At 47.9% G+C, this 13,470-nt stretch carries 16 protein-coding genes; 6 read left to right on the top strand and 10 right to left on the bottom strand.

The genetic code is table 11. The features are described 5' to 3' along the window. Positions 1–11: 11 nt before the first annotated feature. Positions 12–605: a phosphoheptose isomerase gene (locus L5M11_RS16940; protein WP_105250525.1), complete on the top strand. Its 594-nt coding sequence runs from the start codon at positions 12–14 to the stop codon at positions 603–605. After that, the gene (gene dolP, locus L5M11_RS16935) at positions 602–1,168 is read left to right on the top strand and encodes a division/outer membrane stress-associated lipid-binding lipoprotein (RefSeq protein ID WP_105250526.1); all 567 of its coding nucleotides are present in this window, start codon (positions 602–604) and stop codon (positions 1,166–1,168) included. The genes L5M11_RS16940 and dolP overlap by 4 nt, the downstream gene beginning before the upstream one ends. A 75-nt stretch (positions 1,169–1,243) precedes the next feature. On the opposite strand, the gene L5M11_RS16930 is transcribed toward dolP, so the two are convergent. Further along, the gene (locus tag L5M11_RS16930; RefSeq protein ID WP_131525400.1) at positions 1,244–2,128 is read right to left on the bottom strand and encodes a DMT family transporter; all 885 of its coding nucleotides are present in this window, start codon (positions 2,126–2,128) and stop codon (positions 1,244–1,246) included. Positions 2,129–2,248: 120 nt separating this feature from the next. Here L5M11_RS16930 and L5M11_RS16925 point away from each other — a divergent pair, with 120 nt between their 5' ends. Continuing rightward, entirely contained in the window at positions 2,249–3,121 is an 873-nt protein-coding gene (locus L5M11_RS16925; protein WP_219234829.1) for a LysR substrate-binding domain-containing protein, read from the top strand. Positions 3,122–3,182: 61 nt separating this feature from the next. Here L5M11_RS16925 and trpS read toward each other — a convergent pair whose 3' ends face one another. The 3 genes from trpS to rpe all read right to left on the bottom strand — a co-directional run bounded on the left by trpS (position 3,183) and on the right by rpe (position 5,604). After that, positions 3,183–4,181: a tryptophan--tRNA ligase gene (gene trpS, locus L5M11_RS16920; protein WP_113941452.1), complete on the bottom strand. Its 999-nt coding sequence runs from the start codon at positions 4,179–4,181 to the stop codon at positions 3,183–3,185. Between the two features lie 68 nt (positions 4,182–4,249). Further along, the gene (locus L5M11_RS16915) at positions 4,250–4,927 is read right to left on the bottom strand and encodes a phosphoglycolate phosphatase (RefSeq protein ID WP_173248102.1); all 678 of its coding nucleotides are present in this window, start codon (positions 4,925–4,927) and stop codon (positions 4,250–4,252) included. Between the two features lie 2 nt (positions 4,928–4,929). Then, entirely contained in the window at positions 4,930–5,604 is a 675-nt protein-coding gene (rpe, locus tag L5M11_RS16910) for a ribulose-phosphate 3-epimerase (protein ID WP_012090481.1), read from the bottom strand. A 276-nt stretch (positions 5,605–5,880) separates the two neighbouring features. Between rpe and L5M11_RS16905 the strand changes: the two genes are divergently transcribed. After that, entirely contained in the window at positions 5,881–6,246 is a 366-nt protein-coding gene (locus L5M11_RS16905) for a hypothetical protein (protein WP_173248104.1), read from the top strand. Beyond that, complete coding sequence (locus L5M11_RS16900; RefSeq protein WP_131525403.1) at positions 6,246–6,431, top strand: DUF2970 domain-containing protein; 186 nt, start codon at positions 6,246–6,248, stop codon at positions 6,429–6,431. Before L5M11_RS16905 ends, L5M11_RS16900 begins: the two co-directional genes overlap by 1 nt. An 18-nt stretch (positions 6,432–6,449) precedes the next feature. On the opposite strand, the gene L5M11_RS16895 is transcribed toward L5M11_RS16900, so the two are convergent. The 6 genes from L5M11_RS16895 to L5M11_RS16870 form a co-directional block, all read right to left on the bottom strand. Beyond that, positions 6,450–7,289 (bottom strand): Dam family site-specific DNA-(adenine-N6)-methyltransferase, encoded by an 840-nt coding sequence (locus tag L5M11_RS16895; protein ID WP_131525404.1) that lies wholly within the window; start codon positions 7,287–7,289, stop codon positions 6,450–6,452. Positions 7,290–7,337: 48 nt separating this feature from the next. Further along, positions 7,338–8,774, bottom strand: a complete 1,437-nt coding sequence (locus L5M11_RS16890; protein WP_173248106.1) for an AAA family ATPase — start codon at positions 8,772–8,774, stop codon at positions 7,338–7,340. Positions 8,775–8,792: 18 nt separating this feature from the next. Further along, positions 8,793–9,869 carry a 3-dehydroquinate synthase gene (aroB, locus tag L5M11_RS16885; RefSeq protein WP_113941457.1) on the bottom strand — a complete coding sequence of 359 codons (1,077 nt, stop codon included), beginning with the start codon at positions 9,867–9,869 and terminating at the stop codon, positions 8,793–8,795. 9 nt (positions 9,870–9,878) lie between these two features. Continuing rightward, entirely contained in the window at positions 9,879–10,394 is a 516-nt protein-coding gene (gene aroK, locus L5M11_RS16880) for a shikimate kinase AroK (RefSeq protein ID WP_006083542.1), read from the bottom strand. 316 nt (positions 10,395–10,710) lie between these two features. Further along, the gene (locus L5M11_RS16875) at positions 10,711–11,988 is read right to left on the bottom strand and encodes an ISL3 family transposase (RefSeq protein WP_000610830.1); all 1,278 of its coding nucleotides are present in this window, start codon (positions 11,986–11,988) and stop codon (positions 10,711–10,713) included. Positions 11,989–12,000: 12 nt separating this feature from the next. Further along, positions 12,001–13,035, bottom strand: a complete 1,035-nt coding sequence (locus tag L5M11_RS16870) for a permease (protein WP_000098298.1) — start codon at positions 13,033–13,035, stop codon at positions 12,001–12,003. Between the two features lie 111 nt (positions 13,036–13,146). Here L5M11_RS16870 and L5M11_RS16865 point away from each other — a divergent pair, with 111 nt between their 5' ends. Further along, positions 13,147–13,461 carry an ArsR/SmtB family transcription factor gene (locus L5M11_RS16865; protein ID WP_008294929.1) on the top strand — a complete coding sequence of 105 codons (315 nt, stop codon included), beginning with the start codon at positions 13,147–13,149 and terminating at the stop codon, positions 13,459–13,461. Positions 13,462–13,470: the final 9 nt, after the last annotated feature.

The following is a 13,470-nucleotide window of genomic DNA, read 5'->3' as shown; positions in this document are numbered from 1 at the left end:
AGGATTTATCCATGTTAGAACGCATTAAAGACAGCTTTACTGAATCTATCCAGACAAAAATCGATGCAGCCGAAGCACTGCCAGAATCCATCGCCAAAGCGGCCGAGATGATGGTGCACTGTCTTTTGGGTGGCAATAAAATCCTTGCTTGCGGTAACGGCGGCAGTGCTGGTGATGCGCAACATTTCTCAGCAGAACTGCTAAACCGCTACGAGATTGAGCGTCCACCCTTACCAGCCATCGCTCTGTCTACCGATACTTCAACCATCACAGCTATCGCCAACGACTATAGCTATGATGAGATTTTCTCAAAACAGATTTTTGCCTTAGGTCAACCGGGCGACATTCTGCTAGCAATCTCGACCAGTGGTAACTCAGGTAACGTGATTAAAGCCATTGAAGCCGCATTAAGCCGCGACATGACTATCGTAGCGCTAACAGGTAAAGATGGCGGCGCTATGGCTGGCCTACTGAGCGTGAACGATGTGGAAATCCGCGTACCTTCAAATGTCACTGCACGTATCCAAGAAGTGCACCTACTGGTGATCCATTGCCTGTGTGACAATATTGACCGCACCCTCTTCCCACAGGACGAGCAGCAATGAGACACGCTGCCCCGCTGTTAATGGTTTGCTTGCTGCTTCAAGGCTGCGCCGGTGCCGTTATGGTGGGCGCAGTCAGTGGCGCTATGATGGCCAACGACGAACGTACTGTTAAGACTCAGCTTGATGATACCAATACCGATTTTAAGATCACCAGCGCACTGCTAGAGCAAGAAGATCTTAAAAAACAAACGAATATCACAGGTGTATCCGTCAATGGCAATGTACTTATGATAGGCCAAGCCCCTAACTCTACGTTAAGGGATAAAGCCATCAAGGTCGTACAAGATCTTAAGCTCGGCGGCAAAATACATAATCAAATCCGCATTGGCAATCCAACCTCTTTCACCACCCGCAGCAATGACACTTGGGTTACAACCAAAGTGAAGGGCCGCATGCTGAACGAAAAAGATTTGGATGTGACTCGCATTAAAGTCATCACTGAAAATGGTGAAGTCTTCCTGCTGGGGGTTATTCATCGCTCACAAGCAGACTTAGCTGTTGATATCGCCCGTAATACTGCTGGCGTGCGTAAAGTGGTGAAAGTATTTGAGTATGCTAAGTAATTTTGCAGTTTACCTATTTAAAACTTGAGCCTAAGTGGTGAGCTAACTCGCCCACTTAGGCTTTAACCCTCGCGGTTATTTTCCCGTGAGTGTATCTGCTATCTTAGGTGCCGATTTTGATAGGAGCGATCCTAGCCAAGGTAAAAACAACGAAGGCAATACGATTAAGGCGGCACCGAGCCAACTTAAGTTATCCAACCATTCATCGAACAACAACCAGCCTAAAAAGACAATAAACAACAAGCCTGTGTATTCCGCAATCGCGATATCACTCGCCTGGGCCTTGCGGTAAGCCAACACACAAAACCAGTGATAAACCAATAAAAATGCGTTGCTCAGCAAGGCCACGCCCACAAGCTCCCAACTCAAACCCTCAATCCCCTGAAACGCTGCAATCACTAACGTTGCCGGAATACCCAGCAAGTTATATAGCATTAGCGTTAGCACGGGATGCTCAGCATGGGGTACTTTTTTAAGTGCTAACTGATTCACTGCAAAGGTAAAAGCAGAAAACAGCACAGCAATGCCGTACCAGTTCATCTCACTCGGTCGCAGGATAATCAAGATGCCGACAAAACCTAAGCCAGTACAGATTGTCTGAGCAGCGGTGATCCTCTCGCTCAGGAAGAAATACCCCATCAAAATAATCATTAGCGGTGCGGAGTAAAACAATGAGCTAACTGTCGCGAGCGGTAATGCCATTAAGCCAATAATTAAAAAAAGCGCGCCAACTGAGCCAATGTTGGCACGCCAAAGGTGAACTGAGATATGTGTCGTCATCGGACGCTGCGAATACAGCCACACTGGCAACAACATAAATACTGAAGAGATTTGCCTGACAAGGAGGAAAGTCGAGGCACTCGCATCGTCCGGTAACCACTTGATCGATACATCATAGAAGGCACTGAATAGGTTACCTACTATCAATAAAATCAAACCAATAACTACTGGGCGTTGCATTTTTTAACATCCATAAATCTCAATGGCGGCATGATAATCCTCGCAAAACTTAAGCTGAAATGATGCTTTCTCATGCTAGATGAATTAAATTCATACTAAAGCCTTTAGATATTGAAAATCATGAGAAAGCTCCCGCCATTACGCGCTCTACAAGTGTTTGAAGCTGCCGCCAGACAGCAGCATTTTTCTAAGGCCGCCGATGAACTGTGCATCACCCAAAGTGCAGTGTCGCACCAAGTGCGAGTATTAGAAGAGTATTTTGGCGAGCAACTGTTCGACCGTCAGGGGCGTAAACTGCAGTTAACGCCTAAGGGGCACGGACTATTTCTAGAGTTAGAGCGGATATTCAACGAGTTAAGCGACCTCAACTTAAAAGTACGCGATACGCCAAATCAACAACTCTGCCTGGCCGTTTACAGCTCATTTTCAGTAAAATGGTTGATCCCAAGACTCGCCGATTTTCGCCGCCAATATCCGAGCGTGAAAATCCGCCTCGAGATGATCACCCAAGATCCTGATCTAAGCACCAGCACCGCGGATATCTTCATCGCCGGTAAGCTAAATCAACGTGGTTATTGGCAACAGTTACTGCACAAAGAGCGTTTAATTCCTGTATGCAGCCCCAGTTTTTACCTTAAATGGCGCGATATAAGCCTGAGTAATTTCCAGCAACAAGCTCTGCTGGTGGTTGATGAAGGACCATTAGGGCTCGACTGGCACAAGTGGTCATCGGCGCACCAAATACCACTCGATAACGAACAACAGCATGTGTTTAGTCATATTGTGATGGCGATTGAAGCGGCGATTGCTGGCCAAGGCTTAGCCCTAGCGCCGGACTTTATGGTGGCTGGCGATATCACAACGGGGCGTTTAGTCACCTTGAATCTGCCCGATGTACATACCGGATTTGAATTTACCTTCTTTTGTAAGCAACGCCGTTTATCAGAACCTGCGATTGCCGCTTTCTCATCTTGGCTAAAATCACAGGCTTAGGATGAATTTACAGGCACAAAAAAGCCGACGCGAACGTCGGCTTAATTTATCGATCGATTGATTACACTAACAAACCAATCTTCTCATACACTTTCTTCAGGGTCACTTCGGCGCGCGCCTGCGCACTCTGTGCACCAGCTTTCATCACTTGGTCTAAGTAAGCGCGATCGCTACGAATCGCGCGGTAACGCTCTTGCAGTGGCTCTAACATGCTCACAACCGCTTCACCTGCTGCACCTTTCAAATGACCATACATCTTGCCTTCAAACTCGGCTTCTAGGCTCGCAATGCTTTGCCCTGTCACACCCGACATGAGACTCAGCAGGTTAGAAACACCCGGTTTATTATCCACATCAAAACGCACGACTGGCGGCTCATCACTGTCTGTCATGGCTTTTTTCAGCTTCTTCAGCACTGATTTCGGATCTTCTAGCAGGCCGATAACGTTATTACGGTTATCGTCTGACTTAGACATCTTCTTTAGCGGCTCCTGCAGCGACATGACTTTAGCGCCAAGTTCAGGAATAAAAGGCTCAGGAATGGTGAAAGTATCACCATAGGCATTGTTAAAGCGAGTAGCGATATCACGCGTTAACTCAAGGTGTTGCTTCTGATCTTGGCCAACGGGGATTTCGTTCGCTTGATAAATCAGAATATCCGCCGCCATCAACACTGGGTAGCCAAATAAACCCACGTTGATGTTGTTGGCGTGCTTTTGTGATTTATCTTTAAACTGAGTCATGCGGCTCAACTCACCCATTTGGGTATAGCAGTTTAATGCCCAACCCAATTGCGTATGTTGTGGCACCTGTGACTGGATAAACACTGTACTCTTTTTAGGATCGACGCCACAGGCCAAATACAGGGCTAAGGTATCTAAACACGCTTCGCGCAACGCTTTAGGATCTTGGCGCACAGTAATGGCATGCAAATCAACTACACAATACAGGCAGTCGTGGCTATCTTGCATCGCAACCCATTGACGCAATGCACCCATGTAGTTACCTATGGTTAATTCGCCGGACGGCTGTGCACCGCTGAGTACTATGGGTTTGGTCATTACGTCATTGCTCCACTATCTATATATAAAAAGACTAAAAAAATCGACTAAAAAACAGGTAACCCCCATTACTTGGTAGGTTTTACCCAGTTCAGAATCTCACTAAATTGCTCACATACGGCATCTGGGCCACTGAGCCCAATATCTTCACCGTAGTTGTAGCCGTAGGTCAAGCCGATTGACGCTATCCCAGCCGCTTTCGCCGCTAAAATGTCGTTTTTAGAATCGCCGACCATCAATAACTCAGTTTTCTCCAATTGCCACTCATGCAATAAATGCTGCAGCGGCAAAGGGTCGGGCTTCATCTTAGCTAAGGTATCGCCACCTAACACTAAGCTGAAAAAGTCGTTAATCCCAAAAGCATTGAGTAATGGCATGGTAAAACGATAGGGTTTATTGGTGACAACCGCTAACTTAAAGCCTGCATCAAACAAAGTTTGCAGCACTTGATGCACGTCGCTATACAGCGCACTGTGCTTTTCAAGATTTTCTTGATAATGATGCATAAAAATCGGCATAGCCGCATCAAGGGTTGTTTGCTCAACATCCGTACCCAAAGTATGACTCATAGCACGGCGCATCAACATCTCTGCACCGTTACCGACCCAAGTACGAACTTGCGCCTCAGAGCAGCTCTTCAAACCTAACTCGGCTAAGGCTTCCTGCGTGGCAACGGTTAGGTCAGGCACACTGTCAATCAGCGTGCCATCTAGATCAAACGCAATCGCTTTAATCTTATCCCACATGGCTATGCCCCAACTTTAGCAAGCTCGGCACGCATCTCATCAACAACGGCCTTATAATCGGGCTTGCCGAAAATAGCCGAGCCCGCAACAAACATGTCCGCACCGGCGGCCGCGATTTCGGCGATATTGTCGACCTTAACGCCGCCATCGACTTCTAAGCGAATATCAAAACCACTGGCATCAATACGCGCACGCACTTGGCGCAGCTTATCTAAGGTTGATGGAATAAAGGATTGACCACCAAAACCAGGATTCACTGACATCAATAGGATCACGTCGAGCTTATCCATCACATGGTCAAGATAATGCAGTGGTGTCGCAGGATTAAACACGAGACCTGCCTTACAACCGCACTCTTTGATGAGCTGAAGTGTGCGATCGACGTGCTCAGAAGCTTCTGGGTGGAAAGTAATAATAGACGCGCCCGCTTTAGCAAAATCAGGCACGATACGATCAACTGGCTTAACCATCAAATGCACATCAATATCAGCGGTAATCCCATAGTTACGCAGTGCTTGGCACACCATAGGGCCAATCGTTAAGTTAGGAACATAGTGATTATCCATCACATCAAAATGTACTACGTCGGTTCCCGCATCTAACACAGCTTTTACATCGTCACCCAAACGGGCAAAATCGGCAGATAAAATTGATGGAGCAATCAAGAATGGACGCATAAAACACTCGCTGCTATTTGGATAAAAAGTGCCTTATTTTACCCTGAGCCAAGCTAAGCCTCTATAGCTAAAGCCACATTTCTGGCAATTGATCCGCTGTGCCTATGTCAGCAAAGCAGCACACTCTGCAGCTATCGCAGTAAATTGGGGCTTAGATTCGGTAAAATAAGCTAATATTTCCGAGCATTTTGGCTGGAATTGATAATTTTTTGTTCATAAACTAAGCGAGTTTGTTATACTCGAGGCGCAGTGCTGGTTCATTCCAAAGGAAGCGTTATGATGGAGCGGTTTAGTCAGTTTTCACACTATGTTAGGTCGGTGACATTTAAGTCATCTATGATGTTGGCATTTACTGCAGTTGTAGTGGCCACGCTAGCTTTGGGCGTTGAAAAACTTACGGAAAATACCGAAACTGCATCTTGCGCTTGTAGCAATGACACTCGTTACAACAATGCACTGCCCAGTAGCCACCCTAATAATCGCTGCGCCGATCAAGCACAAACCTTAAGCTGGAAAACGTGGCTTACAGGTAAAAACCGTTCGAGTCAGTTCCACTTTGTCGATCTACTTGAGCTATTACATGGTCATCAAGATAAACCTATGGATGATCTCAAGCCCACTACGTCGCATCTCGCCTATTAATGCTTAGCCGCATTTGGCAAGTATTTCACAGTACCATTGCCGCCTTTTTCGGGGTACAAACTAGCGAAAATCGTAAAAAAGACTTTCAAACCAGTTCCCCATTGCCCTACATAGTGATGGGCATAGTATTAGCTGTCATCTTAGTGGCAAGTCTGATGTTTCTCGTAGGACAAGTGCTTAGCTAAACGTTATTTATGTTGAAACTAGTCGTCTTTTGGATCGTAGTTTTCATCATATAGCGCCATCAACTCATCCACTTTGTTACGACCACTGCCGTTTTGGCTAATGTTGCGTTGCACTTGAATTTTCGCTAAATGCGCGCCGCGATATAACTCGCGAGTTAATGGAATATCGTGATTACTAATCAATACCGGAATACCACGCTCTAACGCGGTATGGCGCGAATGACGAGCCAGTAGTGCTTGATCGTCTAAACTAAAACCGGCACCAACATATGTCGTGAAACTGGATGTAGTAGATAACGGTGCGTAAGGTGGATCGCAATAGATAACATCGCCACTGCGTGTCTGCTCAAAGGCTTTTTCGTAACCAATGCATTTAAACTCAGCACGTTGCGCTTTTTCAGAAAAGGCCCAGATTTCCTTTTCGGGGAAATAAGGTTTTTTATAGGAGCCAAAGGGCACATTGAAGCCACCCTTACGGTTATAACGGCATAAGCCATTAAAACCATGGCGATTTAAATAAAGAAAATACACAGAACGCTGGAAAGGGTCGCGACATTTATTAAAGTCGGTACGCACCTGATAGTAAGCTTCCTTTTGATTCATCTCATCGACAAACAATGCTTTAGCTGCGGCAATGTATGCTTCCGGTTGATGCTTCACTATCTGATATAACTCGATCAAGTCCTGATTAATGTCACAGAGCAGGTAGCTAGGATAATCCGTATTCAAGAAAACGGATCCTGCACCCACAAACGGCTCGACCAAACGGTCTCCTGCGGGTAAATAACTGGCTAAATCATCCACCAATTTAAATTTACCGCCAGCCCACTTAAGGAAGGCTCTGTGTTTTTTTATCATTTAACTTGATGAATGCCGACAAAAATAAAGGCCATGATTGTACTCTGTTTATTCTGAAATTTCACGATTTGAGAGACTTTCTTCTACTTGATAATCTTTCAAATCGGCCCATTTTCTGACCCAAGGTTGCTCAAAACGATACTCCTTAACCAATTGCGCCGCCGCATTCGAAGCCAATTTGCTACTGCTATAGTGACCAACGAGGACAACCCATCGCTGTTTATACTTTGCGACTCGAACGCCCTCGACATTCTCAAGACTCTTTAATGTCGAACGCAGGGTATCTAGCTGAGCAACACTCGCTATTTGTACGGTATAACCTTTGAGTGGCTTTTGCGGTTCCAAAACTGTTTTATCAACCTTTGCCACCTCTGGCGCTGGGGACTGAACACCTACCGTTTTAGCTTGAGGCTCTGCATCCACAGTTGGCTCATCACCACCAAAAGACTTGCTACTCACTTCACCAACACTCACTAAGGCTGCATCATCAGGCTCAGGATGTGGTGCCTCACCATGGAATTCACTTAATGGATCGACAGCCGGTTCTGTTTTGGCTTTGGATGTTTCTATTTCGTTAACTGTCACGGGTACGGCGGCAAACTTTAATTGATCAGCGCGCAGAGCAAAATAGGGGGCTAAGATTTTTTGCCCATAGGACAAGAAAACGGGGGAATCTATCGCAGGAAAAGTCGCAGTCTCTAGGGCTTGCTCTTCAGAAAATGGTTGAGTAACACCAAGCCAAATACCTAGCGCTAACAACATGCTCACAGCTGTCACCATCACAGCTTTATATTTCATCCAAGAAGATGTTTTCTCTTGCGGGCTATGCAAGGCTTTATCTAACAGATTGACCACTTCTTGCGGCGTACCCGTTTGCTTCTCAAGCTGACTGCGTACGATTTCCCTTGGCGTAAAAGGGTTTTGATCGCTGTATCTCAGCAATGTTTGATACAAAGCTTCACGCTCTGGCATGGTTAACGGCTCAATACTGATAGGCAATATTTGCCGCCGCAATGGCTCGGGTAATTGTGGCAATAGGTCCGCTAAGAATGCCGGTGGAACCGTGAGCGTGACGGCAATATTCTTACCCGCACACTGGATCTGATTGAGAATAATACACTCAGCCCAGAGCGCCTTAGGTAATAAATGCGCATCATCGATAATAATATGTAAAGGTTTAGTTTGCGTACTCGCAAGCCGCAACAGCGTATCGGCGAGGGGAATGTCGTCGTCAAAAATAGGGGATGAAATTAGCTGGACTAGAATTTTGCGGCGTATCTCAGCGTTATCGGCATGCATAGGACAAATCACAAATGCCGCATTTGACTCGTCAAAATCGGTCGCTAATCCGGTAACTAAGGTCGTTTTTCCTGAACCGCTGACACCAGAAAGCACCAGCAGCTGATCGCTATAACTGGCAACATGATGCATTCTTTGTATGAGGGCTTCCTGAGAAGGAAGCAAGACAGAACCCTGAAACGTCACTCGCCCACCACACAGTTTTTATGCGCAGCGAATAACCTGTTCAAGGGTAGATTCTGTGACTTGACTAAACACATCCGCGCGGCCTATTGCCGTTGGGAGCACCAGTCGAATCTGACCACCTAAAACTTTTTTATCGCGTCGCATATGTTGAATGAAACTGTCGAAATCCATAGATTCCGGCGCACTCACTGGAAGATCAAAAGCTTGTAGTAACTGTATGATACGACAAACTATTGACTCATCGATAAGCCCCAGTGCCTTAGCTGTTTTAGCAGCAAGGACTGTGCCAGCTGACACTGCTTCACCATGTAGCCAATTACCGTAGCCCATTTCGGCTTCAATCGCGTGACCAAAGGTATGACCCAGATTCAACAAAGCACGCACGCCCTGCTCAGTTTCATCTTGGCTAACAACATCGGCTTTAATCTCACAGCAACGAGAGATAGCATAAACTAATGCTTCGGCATCTAAGGTTTTTAGCGCCGTTACATTATCTTCAAGCCATTGAAAAAAATCAGCATCCCACATGATGCCATACTTGATGACTTCCGCCATTCCCGCCGCAAACTCGCGCGCTGGAAGCGTATGTAAACATAAAGTATCGATAAGCACGATTTGTGGCTGATAAAAGGCCCCAATCATGTTTTTACCAAGAGGATGGTTAACCGCCGTTTTACCGCCGACGGAAGAATCCACCTGCGACAATAAAGTTGTCGGAATTTGAATAAAATCGATCCCACGTTGATAACATGCCGCGGCAAAGCCCGTCATATCACCAATCACGCCGCCACCCAAAGCCACCAGCACAGAATCTCGACCATAGTTTTGCTGCAGCAATGCAGTAAAAATAGTATCTAGATGTGCTAAGTCTTTGAATTGTTCGCCATCGGGAAGGATAACACTCTCTACCTCACCAAACGAAGCCATCGTCTCTTGTATCTGTTTAAGATACAAAGGCGCGACAGTTTCATTGGTGACGATAAGAATACGTTTTTTAAGCAGGTAGCGAGACAAGGTCTCGCCATCACTCATCAAATTCTGGCCAATGTAAATGGGATAACTACGTACACCTAAATCAACCTGAATTTGCTTCATAAATTCTGCCTAAAAACCTAATTGCTCAATGATCTGATTTGCGACGATCTTTGCGCTTTGATCATCGGTTTTGACAATCACATCGGCAATTTCTTCGTACAATGGATTACGGATCTCTGCAAGATTCTCCAACACTTCTCGAGGATCATCCACTTGCAATAATGGGCGTCGCTTGTCTCTTTGAGTACGAGCAACCTGTTTGTCGATAGTGGTTTCCAGGTAAACCACAATGCCACGAGCAGACAGATGATTACGGATATCTTTGCTTTGTACTGAACCACCACCGGTGGCAAGGACGATACCTTGTTTCTCAGACAAATCAGCAATAACCTGAGCTTCACGACGACGGAAGCCTTCTTCACCTTCGACGTCAAACACCCAAGCAATATCAGCGCCTGTGCGTTGTTCAATCTCTTGATCCGAATCGTGGAATTCTAAATGCAGCATTTGCGCCAGATGGCGACCAATTGTGCTTTTACCTGCGCCCATAGGGCCTACCAGAAAAATATTACGTTTTTCAGCCATTTCTTGTACGTCTGAATCTTATTGAAAAGTATGCCTATATCGACTCAACATCAAGCCGACCTATATGTTACCTTGCTCTTATGAGACTTGACCGAGGATTATCTCAGCTTAGGGTCTACTATGGCAAGCCATGTGCGCTATTTATGCAAAGAATTGTATTCCAGTAATAATAAAGCCAGCAATCACTGCTGGCTTTAGTCGATACATAGCAAGTGCTTAGATCTTCTCACCGACTATTTTGGGGGTTACGAAAATAAGGGGTATACGGATTTAATGGTTGATGGGGCACCTTCACCCCACCAACCTGATACCATTATCAGATGGTTGATAGATCGACTCCGTAGTTGAGTTCCTCTGCGAAGTCCGGCAGTCCGTAACCGATGGTTTTCTTGTAGAAAGGAGAGACCTTCGCAGTCGGTGCCTTCTTCTTGTGCTTCGTGGTGTAGAGCATTCGTGCCCGCATCACCTCGAAGGAGTAACCGCGCCCTTCACGGTTCTTGTCCTTGGCCAGTCGGTTGATGGACTCCGTGTAAGCGTTGGTGACGGGCATGTCCGTCTCGAAGTAGGTCATGGTCTCTTCGCGCCAGTTTCCCACTGCCCTGACCAGATCGCTCCAGACTTCCTTTTGGCCCTTCGGGATGGTGGCTATCCACTCGTCCAGGGCGGCTTCTGCCTGGAGCCGTGTGGTGGCGTCCCAGATGCCGTAGAAGCGCTCCTTGTGCTCGTAGGCGGCCAGCAGTTGCGGGAACGCGCCTGTCCAGGTCTCCATGATGAGGCGCTCCCGGTCTGAGACTTCGTGAGCGCGTTTCAGCAGGATTTTCCGGTCTCCCTTGAGAGTCCGGCTCTGGGACGGTTTCAGCTCCTTTCTGAGGCCCTTGCGCACTCTCTCTAGGGCATCGTTGGCCATGCGCACCACATGGAACTTATCGACCACGATACGGGCCTGGGGCAGCACAGCCTTGACCGCTGCCCGGTAGGGGTTCCACATGTCCATGCTGACGATCTCGACCTTCTGCCGGTCTTTCAGCTTCATCAGGTAGTTGGTCACCACGTCCTGGCGGCGGGTGGCCAGCAGGTCGAGCAGGGTTCGCTCCTCAATGTTGGTCAGAATGCAGCGGTAGCGCTTGTTCAGGTATAGCTCGTCAATGCCCAGGATGCGGGGCGTCTCGAAGCGGTGCCAGCGCCCCAGGAACTCGGCGCGGGCGTTGAAGATGTCGCGCACCGTCTTCTCGTCCAGGCCGGTCTGTGCCGCCACAAAGGTGTAGGGGTGGTTGAAGGATTCCTTCTCCACGTACTCATGCAGCCGCAGTGTCATACGGAATCCGTCCACCATCTCCGGTAGCTGGGGCCTGAATGTTGTCTTGCAGGCCCGGCAGGTGTATCGGCGGCGGACCACCCAGAGAGTGACCCGCTTGCCGTGGATGGGCAGATCACGATAGGGAACGTCACGCTTGCCGAACCGCACGAACTCACCCTGCACGCCGCACCCCTCGCAGGCTACTGGTGTAGGTGCTTCAAGCCGAAAATGTATGTCTTCATTCTGCTCATCAGAATCCACCAACTGGTACCCAGGAAGGCTTAACGAATTAATCATCTCCCGCCTTGATCAGAAAAACAGGTAGGTGGCGTAACCGGCAATCATCGCCATAGCAAAAATGACTGCTAAAAACGCCGCTAAAAGCTTCAGCGTGAACAAAGAGCGCAACAGAATGAGCTCAGTCAGGCTGGCTCCGGCACTGCCGATGATCAACGCTAGCACCGTCCCGGCACCCACGCCTTTGGCCATCAGAGCCGCTGCCAGAGGTATGACGGCTTCAGCGCGAATATACAACGGCACGCCGATGACAGCGGCAACTGGAATGGCAAAGGGATTATCTGGGCCTGCATACTGCTCCAATAAGTCAGTGGGCATGAAACCATAGATCACGCTGCCAATCGCAATACCGATGAGCAGGTAAGGCAACACATCGATAAAGTCCGACCAAGCTTCCCGCCACACACCACTGTACTTCCCTTCTTTCTTAACCGTGACAGTGGGTTGACTGTCACAGCATTCGCTAGACGTAGAGACTGTTGTCTTCCTATCAGCCCCGCAAGAAGCCGTCTTCGGAGTGGTGTCGCAGCTGTTGGTGCCGCAACTCGATGCGGTCGATGTAGCACTGCACGGGCTTGCTGATGAACTACATCCACTGCTCTCTTGTGTCGCCGTCCGGCGCACATAACGCTCGAAGCCAAGCGTGTGAAGCAGCCATCCGGCACCTACCGCGACCACCAAAGCGGCGAGCACATAGATAGCAGTAAGTGTCCATCCAAACGTGGCAACCAGCAGGCCGACGACGATAGGATTCAGCAACGGAGATGAGAAAAGAAACACCATCATCGGCCCAAAACCGGCCCGTGCCCGAATCAACCCTTTCAACATGGGGATAGTCGAGCAACTACAGAAGGGCGTTATAGCTCCTAAACCAGCAGCAAGAAAATAGCCTCGCTTCCCACTGGAAGTCAGTAACGCTTCCACCTTGGATGGTGGGATGTGACGTTGAAGAACTCCGACCAGCAAGCTAATGCCAATGAATAAAACCGATAGCTCGATAGCGAGAAAGGCGAACATGCCTAGAGCGTCTTGGAGTTGAGATGACATTCAATATTACTCCTATATTTCTAGTATTGTCGAAATGATGTACGCAGCCTACTTGCGTTTATCCGACCTGTCAACTATAATTCTAGAAACATCGAATTATTGGGGCGTGCTATGGATCACGAAAAGGTTGCAGCCAGCTTAGCTGAGCTAGGGAATAGTCACCGACTGTCCGTGTTCCGCTTTCTGGTCAAAGCTGGCCATGATGGGGCTTCGGTCGGAGATATCCAGAAGGGGCTGGGTATTCCTGCTTCGACGCTATCACATCACCTTGCGCGCATGGCCAAGGTAGGGCTGATCCGGCAGGAGAAACATAGCCGCACGATTGTCTGTATATCCGAGTATGGGCACCTAGAGAATTTGATCGGTTTCTTACAAGAGGAATGTTGTGCAGGTGTCCGGATTGCGCATGAACCAGAACCGCTTTGACGCTTGCCC

Source organism: Shewanella sp. SM87 (assembly GCF_025653705.1).
GTDB lineage: Bacteria > Pseudomonadota > Gammaproteobacteria > Enterobacterales > Shewanellaceae > Shewanella > Shewanella oncorhynchi.
Note: the sequence above shows the minus strand (reverse complement) of the source record. Positions and strands in the feature narration are given on the sequence as shown.